The sequence below is a fragment of the Candidatus Methanocrinis alkalitolerans genome, assembly GCF_029167205.1.
In the GTDB taxonomy this organism is placed as follows: domain Archaea; phylum Halobacteriota; class Methanosarcinia; order Methanotrichales; family Methanotrichaceae; genus Methanocrinis; species Methanocrinis alkalitolerans.
In genome coordinates, this window is sequence record NZ_JARFPL010000023.1 from 1 (window position 1) to 17,538 (window position 17,538).

Annotated in this window: 14 protein-coding genes, 1 tRNA gene and 1 pseudogene; 7 read left to right on the forward strand and 9 right to left on the reverse strand. The window is 57.3% G+C overall.

What is annotated here, in order from left to right; translation table 11 throughout:
• From P0O24_RS08085 to P0O24_RS08095, 3 genes are all read left to right on the forward strand, one after another.
• The coding region (locus P0O24_RS08085) for an RNA-guided endonuclease InsQ/TnpB family protein (RefSeq protein WP_316969242.1) at positions 1-560 on the forward strand (560 nt) is incomplete at its 5' end.
• Positions 561-571: 11 nt separating this feature from the next.
• Positions 572-826 carry a DUF504 domain-containing protein gene (locus tag P0O24_RS08090; RefSeq protein ID WP_316969243.1) on the forward strand — a complete coding sequence of 85 codons (255 nt, stop codon included), beginning with the start codon at positions 572-574 and terminating at the stop codon, positions 824-826.
• 156 nt (positions 827-982) lie between these two features.
• Complete coding sequence (locus tag P0O24_RS08095) at positions 983-1,429, forward strand: methyltransferase family protein (RefSeq protein ID WP_316969244.1); 447 nt, start codon at positions 983-985, stop codon at positions 1,427-1,429.
• Positions 1,430-1,578: 149 nt separating this feature from the next.
• Here P0O24_RS08095 and P0O24_RS08100 read toward each other — a convergent pair whose 3' ends face one another.
• The 3 genes and pseudogenes from P0O24_RS08100 to P0O24_RS08110 all read right to left on the reverse strand — a co-directional run bounded on the left by P0O24_RS08100 (position 1,579) and on the right by P0O24_RS08110 (position 4,023).
• Positions 1,579-2,010, reverse strand: coding sequence for a lamin tail domain-containing protein (locus P0O24_RS08100; RefSeq protein WP_316969245.1), 432 nt, complete (start codon positions 2,008-2,010; stop codon positions 1,579-1,581).
• 303 nt (positions 2,011-2,313) lie between these two features.
• On the reverse strand, positions 2,314-2,697 hold the full coding sequence (locus P0O24_RS08105) for a lamin tail domain-containing protein (protein WP_316969246.1): 384 nt from the start codon (positions 2,695-2,697) through the stop codon (positions 2,314-2,316).
• Between the two features lie 194 nt (positions 2,698-2,891).
• A pseudogene (locus P0O24_RS08110) lies at positions 2,892-4,023 on the reverse strand (RNA-guided endonuclease InsQ/TnpB family protein).
• 183 nt (positions 4,024-4,206) lie between these two features.
• Here P0O24_RS08110 and P0O24_RS08115 point away from each other — a divergent pair.
• Complete coding sequence (locus P0O24_RS08115; protein ID WP_316969247.1) at positions 4,207-4,974, forward strand: carbonic anhydrase; 768 nt, start codon at positions 4,207-4,209, stop codon at positions 4,972-4,974.
• Between the two features lie 44 nt (positions 4,975-5,018).
• Here the strand turns inward: P0O24_RS08115 and P0O24_RS08120 are convergent.
• The 4 genes from P0O24_RS08120 to P0O24_RS08135 form a co-directional block, all read right to left on the reverse strand.
• A tRNA-His gene (locus P0O24_RS08120) sits at positions 5,019-5,091 on the reverse strand.
• A 3-nt stretch (positions 5,092-5,094) separates the two neighbouring features.
• A complete protein-coding gene (locus P0O24_RS08125) occupies positions 5,095-6,639 on the reverse strand; it encodes a vWA domain-containing protein (protein ID WP_316969248.1) in 1,545 nt (514 codons plus the stop codon).
• Positions 6,605-7,468: a GltB/FmdC/FwdC-like GXGXG domain-containing protein gene (locus P0O24_RS08130; RefSeq protein ID WP_316969249.1), complete on the reverse strand. Its 864-nt coding sequence runs from the start codon at positions 7,466-7,468 to the stop codon at positions 6,605-6,607. Before P0O24_RS08130 ends, P0O24_RS08125 begins: the two co-directional genes overlap by 35 nt.
• Positions 7,465-8,751, reverse strand: coding sequence for a MoxR family ATPase (locus P0O24_RS08135; protein WP_316969250.1), 1,287 nt, complete (start codon positions 8,749-8,751; stop codon positions 7,465-7,467). The genes P0O24_RS08130 and P0O24_RS08135 overlap by 4 nt, the downstream gene beginning before the upstream one ends.
• 745 nt (positions 8,752-9,496) lie before the next feature.
• Between P0O24_RS08135 and P0O24_RS08140 the strand changes: the two genes are divergently transcribed.
• Genes P0O24_RS08140 through P0O24_RS08150 form a run of 3 tightly spaced genes read left to right on the forward strand, consistent with a single transcriptional unit; the run spans position 9,497 to position 13,077 of the window.
• Positions 9,497-10,240, forward strand: a complete 744-nt coding sequence (locus P0O24_RS08140) for a hypothetical protein (RefSeq protein ID WP_316969251.1) — start codon at positions 9,497-9,499, stop codon at positions 10,238-10,240.
• A gap of 15 nt (positions 10,241-10,255) precedes the next feature.
• Positions 10,256-11,923 carry a VWA domain-containing protein gene (locus P0O24_RS08145; protein ID WP_394356749.1) on the forward strand — a complete coding sequence of 556 codons (1,668 nt, stop codon included), beginning with the start codon at positions 10,256-10,258 and terminating at the stop codon, positions 11,921-11,923.
• 14 nt (positions 11,924-11,937) lie between these two features.
• Positions 11,938-13,077 (forward strand): toxic anion resistance protein, encoded by a 1,140-nt coding sequence (locus tag P0O24_RS08150; RefSeq protein WP_316969253.1) that lies wholly within the window; start codon positions 11,938-11,940, stop codon positions 13,075-13,077.
• A gap of 54 nt (positions 13,078-13,131) precedes the next feature.
• On the opposite strand, the gene P0O24_RS08155 is transcribed toward P0O24_RS08150, so the two are convergent.
• Both P0O24_RS08155 and P0O24_RS08160 read right to left on the reverse strand, forming a co-directional pair.
• Positions 13,132-15,432: an amino acid permease gene (locus P0O24_RS08155; protein ID WP_316969254.1), complete on the reverse strand. Its 2,301-nt coding sequence runs from the start codon at positions 15,430-15,432 to the stop codon at positions 13,132-13,134.
• Between the two features lie 386 nt (positions 15,433-15,818).
• Positions 15,819-17,528, reverse strand: coding sequence for an AMP-binding protein (locus P0O24_RS08160; RefSeq protein WP_316969255.1), 1,710 nt, complete (start codon positions 17,526-17,528; stop codon positions 15,819-15,821).
• Between the last annotated feature and the right edge of the window lie 10 nt (positions 17,529-17,538).

A 17,538-nucleotide genomic window follows, 5' to 3' on the forward strand; every position in this document is an offset into this window, starting at 1 on the left:
AAAGCTGTGGGACCGATAGCGCCAAACGTCATCTCAAGAAACTCTCGGGTCGAGAGGCCAGGTTTCGTCGGGACGTAAACCACTGCATCTCCAAAAAGCTGGTTGCGAAAGCCAAAGACACCTCTTCCGTGATCGCCCTCGAAGATCTTCAGGGTATCCGGGAGAGGACGACGGTTTCGAAGGCTCAGAGACGCAAACAGCATAGCTGGGGATTCTATCAGCTCAGGCAGTTCCTCGAGTACAAGGCAGCGATCGCTGGAGTTCCAGTAGTCTACATCGACCCTGCCTATACTTCCCAGGAATGCCCCGTTTGTCATCATATCTACCGGTCAAACCGACTTAATCAGGATCAGTTTGCTTGTGTCTGCTGTGGTTTCTCTGGCCCTGCTGACACCGTCGCAGCTCGAAACATAGCTGCAAGGGTGGGCTGTCAACCTGCCCATCGTGGCCCGATTTTTTGCGGAGCCGCAAGCCCCCAATACTGGCGAGCATCATGCCCGCCAATTCATTGGCGGGTAGTTGACAGCTGCAAGCTTGATCATTTAGAGATGAGGACTTAGGGGATCTGATCTTGTCGGAGTTCGAGCCGGAGGGAAGACACCCAAAACCGATATTAAACGAGATCAAGTGGCGGGGCCTCAATATGGAGAAGTGCAAGATCGACGTCCTCCACCGGGGCGCGACCGATGACAGGATCACCATCCGGGGGAGCGAGATCTCCCTTGGTCGGTCCTTCTTCACCTTCGGCGGGACTATGATACCCTACCATCGGATCCTCAGGATCAGGTACGACGGGAGGACGGTCTTTTCGAGGGCGTGGAGATAATAGCCTCTAGCCTCCATGAAGGGGGTGGGTTTCAATTCGATATCCACGATGACGCTTGAAAGCCCCGTGGGGCCTCTGGATCTGGACGCGGGCGGGAATCTGTAAAGAAATATCGCAGAGATATATTTATCTCAAATCCGCGAAGATCCCGGCAGCATGAAGGGCGAGATTCAGCCTCCAACTTATTTTGCGGCGCTTCTCCTCGTCTCCGCGGCGTCGCACTACGCTTACCCGGGGCGGCAGGTGGTCGGGCCATCTTTCGCCTACATGGGACTTTTGCTCGTCGGCTTTGGGGTGGTTTTGAACCTCTGGACCGATTCTCTCTTCAAGAAGAACAGGACGACGGTCAAGCCCCAGGAGATGCCCTCGAAACTTCTGATCACGGGCCCCTTCAGGATCAGCCGCCACCCCATGTACCTCGGGATGGTATCCATCCTCCTGGGCGAAGCGGTATTCCTGGGGTCGTTGATAGCCTTCGTTTTTCCTCTGATCTTCGCGATTCTGATGGGGCTATTCTTCATCCCAAGAGAGGAGGAGAACCTGGAAAGGGCCTTCGGCAGGGAGTACGTGGATTATAAGAGGAGGGTAAGACGCTGGATATGATCTATTCCACCATAGAACGATCATCAATAAGAGAAAAAAGCTGACTATAAACATCATGAGATGACGGGAGACCCCGGGTGCCCCGCCATCTCAGAAGTCAGGATCTCTTCAGAAATTGGAATATACAGAGCGGCTCCGGCCAGCTCGTTTCAATCTTCTTCAGCCTCCGGGTGCTGGGAGACCACCGTCCCGTCGGCGTCCATCAGGGTGGCGACGTCGCCGCCGTTGTTCCAGATGGGTTTGCCCATGTTCATGTATAGGTCTGTCTCAGTATCGTTCCCGACACCGGTATGGACCGCCACGAGCCCCCCCGGGAGAAGGCTGAACCCCTCGGGGAAGACGTAAATGTGCTCCTGCTCATCTTTGAGGCTCCAGCCTGAAAGGTCCTGGCTGGACTTGCCCAAGTTCGTCATCTCTACCCATTCGTCGACCCAGCTGGCGTTGGTTATTACAACGCCATAACCCTCTTGTTCCCAGTCTTCCATCTTTGCGTCCGCGTCCTCTGCCGAGGAGAGGCCAGCGGTGAAGAAGACGAGCGCCAGGATAAGCGCCAGTCCCCCTTTCATCGAACTCGAACTCATAACATCACACCTCCTGAGTTTTACTTAAGTTCAAATGATATAAAGTTTTCCGAAATATTGTTTATTTGTTTTTGGGTCCATTTTGAGATTTATCGTTGTCTTATGATGGCATCATCTGGATCCATCTGTTAGTTACAGATTCTATTTTGATGAAAATAAATTGCATAAAAATCTAACTGTGATAAAGAACGCCCGATGGATCGATAAAGTGTTGAGACATTTTACAGATGATATGCGGAAAATGAAAGGAAGGCGCGGGATCCTTAAGATCCCGCCAAAATTATGACGAGGGCTTCTCGCCGCTCATGAGATCTCTGGGTACCGGGCAACGACCTCGCCGTTGGCGTCTTTCAGGGTCACCACCTCTCCATCATCCCAAACCACGTCGTCTCTTCCCCAGTATAGATCCGTCTGGGTGTCGTTACCTTCGCCTGTATGGACCTTGACGATGGCCCCCGGGTTGAGGACGAACCCCTCAGAGAAGGAGTAGGTGTTGTTATCCTCGTCGTTGAGGGTCCAGAAGGTGAAGTCCTGGCTCGCCATCCCCGGGTTTGCGATCTCCACCCATCCTTCCTCGATGGACAGGCCGGTGATCGTAATAGCCTCGTCCATCTCCTCCATTATGTCGCCTGGAGTCAGATCTTCTGCCGCGGCCGACCCCAAAAATAGGGCCGAAATCAGCAGCAACTGCATAATTCTCGATATTCTCATGACTAACCTCCCACTTTTTACGACTATCCATATTTCCCGAATCGATTTAAGCTTTTCTTCCTCCAAAGCCTCTATCAAAAGCTTAGCTCCACCCTTATGAGGACCCGACCACTTTTGATGCCATCCTTCAGTCTGTAAAATAGAGCAAAGATTATATACTGTGTTAGTGACTACTCCCCGCCCTGAAGGGCAGGGCTTCTAGCTTTTGGCAGAGACTGTAGTCCCAGTCTTTGAATGTTTATCGCCGCATTCTCGTCACGGTCCATGACCAGCCCGCATTGAGGACATTCATGGACCCGATCCGATAGCGACTTCGGCACTTTAAGGCCGCACCTGGAACATAGCTGACTTGTGTTCCTGGGATCTACTAGAACCACCATCGAACCGGCGCTCTCAGCCTTGTACGATGTGGTTATCACTAGCATCCTCCAGGCAGCGTCTGATATGCTCTTAGCCAGGCAGTGGTTCTTAAGCATGTTCGTGATGCTCAGATCCTCGAAAGCAATCAGCCCGAACCTTTCGACCAGGTTGTGACTGACCTGATGAGCAAAATTGTATCTGCGATTGGCTATCCGCTCATGGGTCCGCGAGACGACTTTGAGAGCTTTCCTCCTCTCAGGAGTTTCCTTCTCATATTTGGATAGTCGTCTTTGAGCTTTGGCCAACGCCTTCTCCTCAGATCGAAAGAACCGGGGGTTATCGATCTTCTCTCCGTTGGATAGCGTAGCGAAACTCTCCAGCCCCACATCGATGCCCGCCATCAACCCATCTTTCCAGGGAGGCTTCGGAGGATCGTCGATCTCCACTGAGAAGCAGGCAAACCATTTTCCGGTCGAAGATCTCCGAACGGTTAACCTCTTGATCTTGCCTTCGATGGGTCGATGGAGCTTGATCTTGATATCTCCGATCTTGGAGAGGTCGAGCTTCCCGGAAGACAGTTTGAATCCCAGCTGTGGATAGGTGAACGAATCGTACCATCCTTTCCCCTTGAACCTGGGATACCCTGGGGTCTCTCCTGCTTTGACCCTTCGGAAGAACGCTTTGAAGGCCAGATCTACCCGTTCTTGGACGTTCTGGAGGGTCTGAGAGAATACCTCCTTTTAGTTCTGGTTTGTTTTTCTTCCACTCTGGCAGCAAGTTATGAGTCTCATACTTAGATATGGATTTGCCTTCTTGTTCGAAAGAGTTTTTTCGATATGCCAAAGTCTCGTTATAGGTCCATCTACACAGCTCCAAGGTCTGTTCCATCTTAGACCGCTGTGCTTTTGTCGGATAGATCCTATATTTGAAGGCCTTGAGCATTACACTGGCTTATGCCGTTATGGTATTTAAAGATTCATGGCTTAAGGCGGGGTACGATTCATCCCCGGCCCGAAGACCGGGGTTTTCTCTACCCCTGCACCTCGCCTCTATAATGCTCGAAAAACCGTATATCTGAGAATGATATTGGTGATGTAATTGACAAATAGAAGGATTTTCGAAAAGATGACTCTCATGGCCGCGGTTCTCTGTCTGCCGGCCTGCCTGATCGGAGCGATCGCCTCAGAGGAGACGGCAGACGCCATATCCGCCGAAGACGCCTGGAGCATCCTAATGGAGGGGAACGAACGCTTCGTCTCCGGAGAGGTCGCCAGCAAGGACTTTCCTGAGAGGAGGTCTGAGCTCGTCTCGGGACAGAGCCCCTTCGTTACGGTGGTCACCTGCTCCGACTCCAGGGTCCCTCCTGAGCTGATCTTCGATCAAGGCCTTGGCGACATCTTCGTGATCAGAGTCGCAGGAAACGTCATGGACCCCATCGTCCTCGGGTCCGTCGAGTACGGCGTCGAGCACCTTCACACACCCCTCCTGGTCATCCTTGGCCACCAGTGTTGCGGTGCCGTCACCGCTGCCACAGAGGGTGGTGCTGAAGGGAACATCGAGAGCATCATGACCGAAATCGAGCCCGCCGTCGAGATAGCGCGCGAGACGAACATGACCGGGTCCAACCTAGTGGAAGAGGCGATCGACGAGAACGTCGATCTCGTCATCAAGAACCTCCTCGATAGAAGCCCGATCACAAAAGAGCTGGTCGAGGAGGAGAAGCTCACAATCTTCGGCGCCAAGTACTTCCTTGAGACCGGCGAGGTCGTCGTACTGACCGAGGTCGACGCCTCCAACGTCGCCGAGATGGTGGTCGAGGAAGAGGAGAAGGTCGCAGCGTTCGAATCCGGGGAGACTCCGACGGCAGCCATCCCCAAGGAAGAGAGCCCTTAAGCTTCCCTGAACGAGTAAGAAGAAAATCGCTGGCGGTTAATTAGGGCCGGAGCCGGGATTCGAACCCGGGTCATGGGATCCACAGTCCCAAAGGATGGCCAACTACCCTACCCCGGCACTTCAGCCTGATCCCATTCGCTCGGAGGAGATAAAACTTTCCCCGTCCAAACGCCCCATATGGCCCTTCTGAGGTCGATACGCATCCTCAGCGGTCTCGACGACGAGGGAGAGGAGGTCGTCGAGCCTGTTGATGGAGTAGACGGCGCCGAGGTCGCCGAGGGCCTCCTCCACCTGCTCGTTCTTATTGCCACCGTCGATGGAGAAGAGGACGAACCTGCCGAGAGCCGCCGCCTCCTGGATGTAATCCCATTCGTTGTAGAGGTTCTGGATGTGGGTGTCGGTGATGCAGAGGATGAGGGGGCCGGGCCTCGATACGACGAGATCCAAAACCTCCCGGCCCGGGATGTGGGTCCGAGACCCCAGGTGCTGGACGAGGACCTCCTCGACGGCGGAGAGGTCTCTCGTCCACCCTTGGTGGACCAATTGGTCGCTGAAGCTGATGGCGGCGACGTCTGCCCCCTCTCCGTGGGCGAAGGCGCTCGCCTTAAAGGCGGCGAGGGTCGCAGCATGGGTCTTCGTCCCCCGGCGGTGGCCTCCCATCGATCCGCTGCTGTCCAGGACCACCAGGAGGTCGGGGACCCTCTCTCCAGAGGCGGCCATGGAGCAGGACTCCACCTCCCGCTTGTAGGTCGTCACCCCCGGTATCAGCCTCGGGGCGAGGCTGAGGGAGTAGGCGACGTCCAGTTCGCTGGGGGGATCGGAGAACCGCCACTTGGCGAGGCTTGAGGGAAACCGGCTCTCCGTCACCTGGCCCGTCGGCCTGATGACGATGGTGTAGCTCTGGTCCCGGTACCACCGTCTCAAATCGCCGTCCAGCCCCAGTACCGAGAGCGTCTCCCTGTAAGCCTCCGGCTCCAGATCCGAGGCGATCCCCGATAAGGGGGCGGAATCGGCGTCTCCGAGGAGCCCCTCCGCGGAAGGGACCCTCCCGGACCCCAGGACCCCCGGCTGCAGCTCCGACAGGATCCTAGCCATCTGCATACACTGCCTCGGCCACCTCGACCTCTCCTTTACGCCCCAGGAAAAGACTTTGAGGAGCTCCTCCGACTCTGGATGATCCGATGAAGGGAGGGCCACCCCCCAGAGTTCGGCGAGAAACCCCACCACCGCCTCATCCAGGGGAGATAGCTCCTCCTTCGCCAGCTCCCTCCACCCCAGGAGGACCTTCTCCTCGTCATCGACGGACCGCTCCAGCCGGAAGGTATCGACGACGATGTCGGAGAAGAGGTTCACCATCCTCCGGGCCTGGGTTTTGTTCCCGTTGGCGAGCCCCTCCAGGGCAGCCATGGCGAGCCTTCCCGCCGTCTCCAGGGACCTGGGGCAGAAGAGGTAGTGGACTATCAGATGATCGAAGAAGTTCTCGATGTAAAGGTCCCCCTTATCGAGGGTCTTCTCATCGACGACGATCTTGTAGTTCTTGAAGGGGAAACCATCGCCGTCTATAGACCCCGTGATCACCGGCCTTGGGAGCTGGGGCCGATGCCAGCTCGATCTGGACGTCTCCCAGATCTCAAGGATCTCCTCTACAGAGTAATCTGCCGCCAACGCTATCATCCCCCGCCTGGGGACCGTATCCCTCTGCTTCGATGAGACCCCCCCTCATCCGCCAGCCCGCCCTCGCACCGGCTTTGCCGAGGAGGGAGATCTCGCCTCCGCTCATCATCAGCCCCAGGTATTCTCCGGCATCTCTTCTCACCCTGATCCTGCCGGACCTCATCAGCCATCCCGCCCTCGCCCCGGCTCGCCCCTTGACGGCGATCTTCCCCCCTGAGTTTCCGACGGCGAGGTAATTTCCGGCGTCGCCCCTGACGACCCCCCATCCGCCCCTCATATTTCTGAAGGCGTAATCGCCGCATGATGCTGCAACGATCCCGCCCCCCACCATCTCCTGGCCCAGGTAGTCCCCGGCACCGCCCCTGACTACGAGCCTTCCGCCGGAGATCCTCTCCCCCAGGTGGTGAGCCCTATTCCAGGAACCTCTGACCTGCCCAGACCCGTCCGAACCCCACCCCTTAGAGCCGGGAGGCGAGGCTTTGGCGTCCAGAATTATCGTCCCCCCGCGAAGCTCGAGGCCGGCGTAGTCTTGGGGCTGTATCACCAGGGGCGATGGCAGCCTCTCGGCGGCAAGGCTTGTGAGGATCCCCCAGATCATCCCCTCCCTCCTTCCCTTGGGCGAGGCGGAGTGGACGAGGGAGAGGATCGTCTCCCCATCTCGCGGGGCGAGCGCCTCCACCTCAGCTCTCTTCGGCCTCTCTTCGAGCCGTTGTGCCAGGTCCTCAAAGCCCAGGAGAAACTCCCCCCTCTTCTCCTCCAGCCTCTTCTCCCCTCTCACCTTCCCGGCATAGGCCTCGCCCATGAACCCCGAAAGGCTCAAACCATCCTCTCCAGAGCCTTCATGTAGTCGAGGGCGGCTATCGGGTCGTCGTAGCCGGAGAGCTCCTCCATCGCCTCCCCCGGCGAGATATCGCCGTCGACGGCCCGGGCGAAGATCATGTTCATGCCGCCCCGCTCGTTGAGGGTTCTGTTGATGGACTTCTCTACGAGGTCCCTTACATACTCAAGACGCCTCGCCCCGTAGTAGGGGGGACGCTCCAGCATCGTCCTGCTGGGGGATACCCGGTGCCAGATGACGTAGGGGGCGACGGCCCTCAGAACTTCGATCTTCCCCTCGCCTTTTAACCCGAGGAGGAGGGATAGCGCCCTGGTGTAGGACCGGAGGTCTTGCCTCACCCTGTCGGAGAGCCCCTCGTCGATCTGCCAGCAGCACGCCTCGGGGTTGTTGAAGTAGTGGCAGCCGGAGCAGAGCCCCCGGCTCGGCTTCGACCCCCCCGAGAGCTGGGTCTTGTCGAAGGCGGGAGCCCTCTCGCAGAGGGTGAAGTCCCGGAGAAGGGATATTATCGAGAGCTCCACCTGGCTCTCCAGGTGGACGTCGGCGACGAGACGGGGAAGGTCGTCGAACTCCTCTGCCGAGAACCGGGGGAGGGATGAGGCGAGGGCCGAGACCTCCTCTTCCCTCTCTGCCAGGGCGAGGCCGGCGAGGAAGTCGGGCTGAACCGCGGGGACCGAGATCGATATCCTGTCGAGGAGCGCCTCGTCCAGGGGGTATGTAGAGCTGAAGTCGGGGTTCATGGTGGCGAAGTAGCAGGTGTCGCCGAGCTGGAGGGTCTCTCCGGCGTAGCCGACCTTCCTCTTCGCGAGGAGCTCCAAAAAGAGGTTCTGCTTTCCGGAGGGAAATCGGTTGATCTCGTTTATCACCTTCCACCTCGAACGAGCCCATGGGGTCCATAGGACCCGGATCCCGTCCGGCCTCTCGTCGGATGCCAAATTTTCGGGGCAGGACCACTGCCTGGGATCGATGAACCCCACGATCTTCTCCTCCGTCTGCTCCGGATGTCCCGTCACCATCAGGTTCTCTATCTCGTCGAAGGAGAGGCCGGTGAAGGCGGACCCCAGGAGGTTCACCAGCGTCGTCTTGTTCGCCCCCATCCCGCCGTAGAGGAGCGCCGCCCGGTTTCGCAGGCAGGAGTTGGCAAGGGAGATGTAGAGCTGGCCGTTCACCTTCCGCCCCCCCACCTGGAGGTCGGCGGGGCCGACGTGGAGGCGGAGCTCCTGGAGGGCATTGGCCAGGTCGTCGATCTTCCCGAGAGGGTCAGTCATACGCTGAAGAAGGGGTATCTGGTCTTATTTAAATGAGACGAGGAAGGTTTCGGGAGGGAAGAGAAAAAAAATAGAGGGTAAAGGAGGGGGGATATGGCACGTTATGTGCCATATTCCTATACGGCATTTGACGAATATAAGGGTTTCGGCTGAAGAGGTGGGTCGGAAGGGTGGATCTCTTTCTGCCTCAAACCCCCCACGACCTCCCCCAGGATCCTCTTGCCCATCTCCCCTTTCAGGGCGGGCTTCGTCGCCCAGACCCACCTGGAGCCTGAGGGAGAAGACCGAAACTCGCGATCGAGTCTGGGATGAGCTCAGAAGTCAGCCGGATTGCAGGGGATGGGAGGTGAAACGGGTAGTGACGGACAGATTTCTGAGCCGGAAGGGTGATGGTTGCAACGCTGAAACGGGTTCATGGCAAGATTACAGTTGCAGCTATGGCCTACTATTGATGCCAGCAGATGAGAGCAAATTAATAGGCTTGGCTCGATTTAAAGTATAAAACGAGGCGAAAATCGGACTTGTGAGTCAGAATACATTGATGCGACGAGTAAATAGAAATCCTCTTCCCAAGTGCGTAAGTCCTAAATCCTATAAAGTACGCCATAAACGCAATGTAGGGAAGATGATGGGATTGACCTGGCCTCGTATCTCTGAATTGGAAGACGATCAGGCTCTGGCTTGGATCTTTCCATGATGGATTCCATCAACTTCGGTGGGAGTATAGACCGCAGTGGAGAGTCAGATGGAAAGAGAAAAGAAGATTAAGCTGCTGGGCCTGAACCTGGGGGTCGCCGCCGCCAACATAATCATCTTCTCGCCGGGAGGGCTAATACCCGAGATATTTGGGGCCAGCACGTTGATAGCAGCCTTCGGCGTATCATCCATCGTCTTGAGCGGTGCCGGGCTGATCTACGGAAATTACGTCCTCCTCAAAGAGCCTGAGGTATCAACTCCCGCCAATAAAATCATGATGGCGGAAGATTATGTTGAAAGACTGGAGGCCCACAGGCGGCTGAAAACATTCGAAAGAAACGTCGACATCCTCCTCGATCAGATCGATCGGCTGCAGAATAAGAACAAAATTATCCGGGATATCCTTCTCCAGATATTCAGCGCATCGGAGATGAGCTACAAGAAGTTCGATGCTGTCATCGCCGAGGTTGAGAGGATATTCTTCATGAACCTTCGCAGCATCCTCAACAAGATGGACGCCTTCGATGAAGAAGACTACAATTTCATCAAAACGAGACGCGAGTCGGGGGACTTTTCAGAGGAGTTTATGGAGGAGAAGGTTAAAGTATATAATCAATATATCACTTTTGTAAAATCGGCCACTGAAGATAATGAGCAGATCCTGCTGAAGCTCGATAAGCTCCTTCTTGAGATATCAGGCCTCAACACCGTAGAGAGCGGCCAGCTGGAGGAGATGGCCGGGATGAGAGAGATAGATGATCTGATAAAACAGGCAAAGAACTATAAGAATTGAGGAGGGTGGTCCGGCATGCCAAAAGAGATGGATAAAAAGGTAATATTCAAAGCCGTCGGGTCGGCGGTTGCGGTATTTCTCATAGTTTACGCGGTGCTTGATATATTTGATGGGGGCGATAAAGAACTAGCAAATATTATAAAAGACATAAATGTTAATACGGTTCCATCTACTCCGGGCCAAATTACAGTTCTGCCCCCCGACGTGAACACCATCTTGCCGGATATATCCAAGTACCCGCTGCGCGTTGAGAAGACCACCTCCAGCTACATCGAGATCTTCTCCTCACCGGAGAAGGCCGGGACCGGCACCGACGGCTGGCTGACGGAGGTGGCCAAGGACTTCAACAACGCGAGAATAAGGATCGACGGCCGGGAGGTATCGGTGAGCCTCAGGGAGATCCCCTCCGGCCTGGGAGCGGATTATATAATCTCCGGGAAGTATCGGCCTGACGCCTATACGCCGTCGAACGAGCTCTGGGGCGAGATGATCGTCTCCAGAGGGGTCGAAGCCGAGCTGTTGGAAGAAAGGCTTGCCGGCAATGTCGCCGGGATCCTCCTCACCAGATCCAAGAAGGACGAGCTGGTAAATAAATACGGGGTGGTCAATACCAGGACGATCGTCGATGCCGTCTCGAAGAGAGAACTGGCCATGGGATACACCAACCCCTTCGCCAGCTCCACCGGCCTGAACTTCCTGATCTCGGCCTTATACGCCTTTGACAGCAGCAACTTATTGAGCGACGAAGCAGCAGCAGGCTTTGAGAGCTTCCAGGCCAACATCCCCCTGGTCGCCTATACCACCCTGCAGATGAGAAACTCAGCAAAATCAGGTCTCCTCGACGGCTTCGTCCTGGAGTACCAGACCTATGTGAACACCCCGGATATCAGGCATTACGATTTCACCCCCTTCGGGGTCAGACACGACAACCCGATCTATGCCATCGGCGATCTGTCGCCGGAGAAGAGAAAGATCCTGAACGTGTTCATCGAGTTCGCCCAGCAGGATAAGTACCAGGCCCTGGCCACCAGATACGGGTTCAACGGCTTCGATGAGTACCGATCCGAAGCCTGGCCGGTCAGGGGCGATCTGATAGTCTCCGCCCAAAGGCTCTATAAAGATAGGAAGAACGCAGGCAGGCCGATCTGCGCGGTCTTTGTGGCCGATGTCTCCGGCAGCATGATGGGCGCGCCGCTATATAATCTGAAACGCTCCCTCCGGGAAGGTCAATACTTTATAGGAAATGATAATATGATCGGCCTGGTATCATATTCCAACGACGTAACGATAGATCTGCCGATCGCCAAATTCGATCTGGACCAGAGGAGGTTCTTCGTCGGAGCGGTCGATGGGCTGCAGGCAGGCGGCAGCACGGCAACCTTCGATGCCATCGCCGTCGCCATGCAGATGCTCATAGATCAGAAGGCTGCGGGCCCCGATAAGAACTCCAACCTCAGGCCGATCATCTTCGTCCTCAGCGACGGCGAGACCAATAGAGGCCATAAGCTGAAGGATATTCAACATATCGTGGAGGACCTTGGGATACCGATATACACCATAGGCTATAACGCGGATATAAAGGCCCTGAAGGAGATCTCTGATATCAATGAGGCTGCCAGCATCAACGCCGATACCGATGATGTTGCCTATAAGCTGAGCCAACTGTTCTACGCTGAGCTGTAGAGGAGGTAGCTTCGATGGCTTTCACGATGAAAGTTCCCGATGAGGCGGCGATCGAGAAAGAGGTGCTGGAGCAGGTCAGGCCGGGACCGGAGGAAGTAGACCAGCTTCAGTCTCTGGCAGAGAGGAACGTTGCACAAATTATGGCCATGGATATCGATGAGTTTGACAAAAAGAAGTATATCCTACGGTCGATCGAGTCTTTTGGGGCTGACTCTATGAAGAGCTCGGCGGCCAAAAACTCTTTGCTGCATGTGACGGTCGCAAACCTCTCCAGAGACGGCGATGAAGGCGGCGTTGTGGCAAAGAGCTTGATGGATCTTAACCGGGAGCTAAAAGACCTGGACCCCAGGCTGATCGATTTCACCAGGACGGGAATCCTCGGCAAGGTCTTCGACCCGGTCAGGGCCTATTTTGCACGATACCAGAAGGCGGACTTTGCGATTGCGGATATCATCCTCTCTCTGGACAGAGGGAAGACGATCCTGAAAAACGATAATACTACCCTGGAGATCGAGCAGCAGGCATTGAGCAGCTTGACCAAGAAGCTGATGAAAGAGATCCAGCTCGGCATCCTGATGGACAGATCTATCGAGATGCAGATAGAAGCGGCCAGATCCAGGAACGAAGATCCGGAAAAGGTCAGATTTGTAGCCGAAGAAGTCCTCTTTCCGCTACGGCAGCGGGTTATGGATATGCAGCAGATGGTCGTTGTCAATCAGCAGGGCGTAATGGCGATGGAGGTTGTTATCAGAAATAATAAGGAGCTTATGCGCGGGGTAGAAAGGGCCCAAACTGTGACAATTTCAGCTCTCAGAACCTCAGTTACGGTGGCCGGCGCTCTGTATAACCAGAGAATTGTCCTGAAGAAGGTTGAGATGCTCGATGATACAACAAACGATATCATCAGGAGCACCTCGCAAATGCTGAAATATCAGGGGGCTGAGATCCAGAAACGGTCCATGGAGACCAACATCTCCGTAGAGGGGATGAAGACCGCCTTTGCCGATGTCATGGTGGCGCTGGACTCCATCAGCACCTATAAGCAGGAAGCTCTGCCCAGAATGCGCGATACCATCGACCAGTTCAAAGAGCTGGCGGCGATTGGCGAAGAACAGATTCAGCAGCTTGAGAAGGGCCATAAACTGCCACTGTAGCTGAAGAATCTCATCCAATTACCCTGAAACTCCGGCTCTTCGCCATACTGTCGACTACGCCAGGGCGCTCTCTTCCCCCGAGTCCAGGGAGAAGAGACAGGCGGACTGAGTCTTCTCCACAGTCCGGCGGATGGCCGCCAGGTCGGGCTCCGGCGATAGGCTGAATATGTTCAGGGAGGATAGAGGCGTCTCGGCGATGTCGCCCTCCAGCCCGCCAACGACGACGTAGGCCCGGGCGTTGGGGATCCGGGCAAGCTCTGTGAGGTTCGTCAGGTACTCCTGGGCAGCCTCGACGTACTCCTTCTTCTCGACGAAGGTGATCAGGTTCAGGGACGCCTTCCAGTTCCGCTTAAGCTTGTAGGCGATGAGGATCGCCAGGTCCATATTGCCCAGCTCCATCGTCATATCCCAGTCGGGGCTTCTGTCCTCGATCCAAAGGTTTATCGACTTCCGTCGTCCGAGCCCTGCCTTCGGATGGTCGACGAAGAGGAGGACCCCAAGGCCGCTCTCGTTCGCCTTCTTTATCACCCTTTTTATCCCATCGTCCCTCTCCGAAGATCCCGGAAGCTTCAGGAATATAACGCTCGGCTTGAAGAAGGCGCCGCCGAGGGCCTGCATCCCCGCCACCAGGTTATCCTCGAACTCGCCGACGTCGATGACCGTCCAGGAGGCAGAGACCCCAGAACCCCTGAAGGCCTCGGCCAGGCCAGGAAGTCGCAACCTCATCCTCTCGGCGTCGCCGTCGCCTGATAGCCCCAGGATCTTGATGAAACCCTTAGGGTGGGCGATATCCCTGATGAAGTTGAAGATACCCCGGAGATCCTGGGGGTCCTCGACGGGTATGAGGAGGTTCGCCGTCCACGTCCTCTCCTTGGAGGCGGACATCTCGTAGACCTTCTTTGCCGCCCACTCGGCGACGGCGACGAAGAGACCGCTACGGACGTCTCCGAAGGGGGCCTTGAGGTGGCGGCGGATGAGGTGTCCGTGGATGGCGAGGACGATCACCACCGCCACCAGGCTGAAGATGGGGTTGACGATGAACATGGCAAATAGACAGCCGAAGGCGCCGACGAAGGGGACGATCCGGGGGATCCGGAAGAGGGGCCGGAAGCTCACGAGCTTGAGGCTCTGCTCTATCAGGACGACGACGTTGATCATGGCGTAGGTTATGAGGAAGAACATGGTGACGAGGGGGGCTATGGCGTTGAGGTCTCGGAGCATCAGGGCAAAGACGACGATCACCCCTGTAACGATCATGGCGTTCCTCGGCTCGCCGGAGCCGCTCCTCTCGGCGAACCACCCGCCCCTCGGGAGGATGTTGTGCTCTCCGAGGGCCTGGAGGATCCGGGGCGCGCCGACGATGGAGGCGAGGGCGGAAGAGAAGGTGGCTCCCAGCAGCCCCCCCAGGACGAGGGGTCCATAGGCGGACCGGTCTATCATGACGTTGTAGTTGACGACGAGCTCCTCAGGGGTGGCGGTCCGGGCGAGCCAGAAGGCGAGGGCTAGGTAGACGGCGAGGCTGATGGCGATGGCGGCGAGGGTCCCGAAGGGTATGCTCCGGCGCGGATCTTTGAGTTCGCCGGACATGTTAGCCCCGGCCATGATCCCCGTCGCCGCCGGGAAGAAGACGGCGAAGACGCCCCAGAAGGCGATTCCCGAGAAGCCGTCCTCGACGGAGCCGGGGAAGGCGCCCCACCAGGTGATCGGCTCGGTCATCGACCCGAAATAGGCGGCGAGGGCGACGGAGATGAGGGATGAGATGATCACCGCCATGATCAGGTACTGGACCCGGAAGGCGAGGCCGGCGCTGATGTAGGCGATGACGAAGAGGAGGGCGAAGGCCCCCAGATCCACCATGATCGGCGGGTGGTCGGGGAAGATCCAGAGCCACCCCGCCCGAAAGCCGAAGATGTACATGACGACGGCCAGGGCCTGGCCAATGTAGAGGGGGATCCCGATGCTCCCTCCAACCTCGAGGCCCAGGGACTGGGATATGATGGAGAAGGCCCCTCCACCACCTATCCTGATGTTGGTGGTTATGGAGGAGAGGGAGAGAGCGGTGAAGATGGTTATGACGAAGGATAGGAGGATGATCAAGAGCGCCCCCAGGAGGCCTGCGTTCCCCACCACCCAGCCGAGGCGGAGGAACATGATCACCCCCAGGATGGTGAGGAGGGTAGGGGTGAAGACCCCTGCGAAGGTTCCGTAGAACCTCCGGGTGGGGGCCTTCTTCTCCTCTATCTGCTCCTGGAGCGTCTCCTCGTCGGGGGGGCGGGTGACGTCCTCTGACGCCACCGGAACCCCTGGATCCTCGGCGGGAGGAGCCGGATGATCTCCTCTGTCAGCTTCATTCAAGGTCGCACTCTCCACCATCGAAAACCCTTCCTGCTTGAAGACCGGTCCCGCGGGGTTTATCGCAAGAGACGAAGAGGAATTGAGGTCGATCTATCCTCGCCGATGATCCGGGATCGATCTTGAACCACCTGCCTCTCATCTAAGGATGGTGGTCACTGATATTAAAAATTCCGCTCCGACGAGGGGAATGGACGGGATCTATCGAAGATGGGAGAGGGGGTTCTCCGGCCTGTGGCCGTCCAAGACCAGAGGCCGTCCCCGACGGGGCGCCGTTTTTGATAAGTGGGGGTTTGCCGACTTGGGGCTGTTTTGCAACTTCAAACCGTCGCCGGAAGGAGGCGGTCTCCTCCTTCAGGCCGCCCCCAGCTTCAGGCCATCTTCTGTCTTCAGGCCGTCTCGGTCCTAGCCACCTCTTCGAGGCCCAGCTCCTTTATCGACTCCTCCCTCATCTTGTACTTCTGGATCTTGCCGGTGACGGTCATGGGGAAGCCGTCGACGAACTTGATGTACCGGGGGATCTTGAAGTGGGCGATCCTGCCCCGACAGAAGAGCAACACCTCGTCGGCGGTGAGGGACCGGCCCTCCTTCAGCTTGATCCAGGCCATCAGCTCCTCGCCGTACTTGGCGTCGGGGACGCCGATCACCTGGACGTCGCTTATGTCGGGGTGGGTGTAGAGGAACTCCTCGATCTCCCGTGGGTAGATGTTCTCGCCGCCCCGGATCACCATGTCCTTGAGCCGGCCGGTGATCTTGCAGTAATCCTCATCATCCAGGATCCCCAGATCCCCGGTGTGGAGCCACCCCTCCTTGTCGATCGCCTTATCGGTGGCGCCGGGGTTGTTGTAGTAGCACCTCATGATGGCGTAGCCCCGGGCGCAGATCTCGCCGGTCTCGCCCCGGTGCATGATCTTGCCGGTCTTGGGATCTGTGATCTTCACCTCGGTGTGGGGCATCGGCTTTCCGACGGTGGAGACCCTCCGCTCCAGGGAGTCTGACGTCGAGGACATGGTGATCCCGGGGGAGGCCTCGGTCTGGCCGTAGGTGATCACCACCTCCCTCATGTTCATGAGGCTGCTCACCTTCTTCATGTACTCCGTCGGGCAGGGGGAGCCGGCCATGATCCCGGTCCGGAGGCTCGATAGGTCGTACTTATCGAAGTCGGGGTGCTCCAGCTCTGCGACGAACATGGTGGGAACGCCGTGGAGGGCGGTGCACCTCTCCTGCTCGACGGCAGCGAGGGTCGAGGCGGGGTCGAAGTACTCCGCCGGGAGGACCATCGTCGCCCCGTGGGTCATGCAGGCCATGTTCGATAGTACCATCCCGAAGCAGTGGTAGAAGGGGACGGGGATGCAGAGCCGATCCTGGTCGGTGAACTTCATGCACTCGCCGATGAAGTAGCCGTTATTGAGGATGTTGTGGTGGGTTAGGACGACCCCTTTGGGAAAGCCGGTCGTCCCCGAGGTGTACTGGATGTTGATGGGGTCGTCGAAGTCGAGGCTCTCCTGCTCTGCCCGGAGGACGTCGTCGTGGACCTCGTCGCCCATCTTCAGCACCTCATCCCAGGCGCGCATCCCCGGCCTCTCCTCTCCCCGGATCAGCACCGCCGTCTTGAGGTAGGGCAGGCTCTCGCAGGATATCTTGCCGGGCTTGCTCTGCGCCGCCTCCGGGCAGACCTCGAAGAACATGCTGACGTAGTCGGAGGTCTTGAACCGGTCGATGAGAAAGAGGGCCTGGCTCTCCGACTGCTTGAGCGCATACAACAGCTCGTGGGTCCTGTAGGCGGGGTTGATGTTCACCATGATGATCCCCACCTTGGCGGTGGCGAACTGGCAGATGATCCACTCGGCGATGTTCGTCGCCCAGATCGCGAGGCGATCTCCCTTCTTCAGCCCCAGGGCGTGAAATCCCTTCGCCGCGCGGTTGACCTCCTGTTGCAGTTCGCGGTAGGTGTAGCGCAGCCCCTGGTGGATTGAGACTATGGCGTCGTTGTCGGGGTACTTTTCGGCGATCTCGTCGAACATATCCGGTATCGTCTTTCCGATCAGGGGCTTCTCGGAGGCCATGAAGGCGTAGCTGGAGGATCTTCTGCCCGGCATGAAAGAGGCG

What these genes read in the sequence shown, in the direction of transcription:
- P0O24_RS08095 (WP_316969244.1), top strand. Translation starts at nt 983, where the DNA reads ATGAAGGGCGAGATTCAGCCTCCAACTTATTTTGCGGCGCTTCTCCTC.
- P0O24_RS08100 (WP_316969245.1), bottom strand. Translation starts at nt 2,010, where the DNA reads ATGAGTTCGAGTTCGATGAAAGGGGGACTGGCGCTTATCCTGGCGCTC.
- P0O24_RS08115 (WP_316969247.1), top strand. Translation starts at nt 4,207, where the DNA reads ATGACTCTCATGGCCGCGGTTCTCTGTCTGCCGGCCTGCCTGATCGGA.
- P0O24_RS08135 (WP_316969250.1), bottom strand. Translation starts at nt 8,751, where the DNA reads ATGACTGACCCTCTCGGGAAGATCGACGACCTGGCCAATGCCCTCCAG.
- P0O24_RS08140 (WP_316969251.1), top strand. Translation starts at nt 9,497, where the DNA reads ATGGAAAGAGAAAAGAAGATTAAGCTGCTGGGCCTGAACCTGGGGGTC.
- P0O24_RS08145 (WP_394356749.1), top strand. Translation starts at nt 10,256, where the DNA reads ATGCCAAAAGAGATGGATAAAAAGGTAATATTCAAAGCCGTCGGGTCG.
- P0O24_RS08150 (WP_316969253.1), top strand. Translation starts at nt 11,938, where the DNA reads ATGGCTTTCACGATGAAAGTTCCCGATGAGGCGGCGATCGAGAAAGAG.
- P0O24_RS08160 (WP_316969255.1), bottom strand. Translation starts at nt 17,528, where the DNA reads ATGCCGGGCAGAAGATCCTCCAGCTACGCCTTCATGGCCTCCGAGAAG.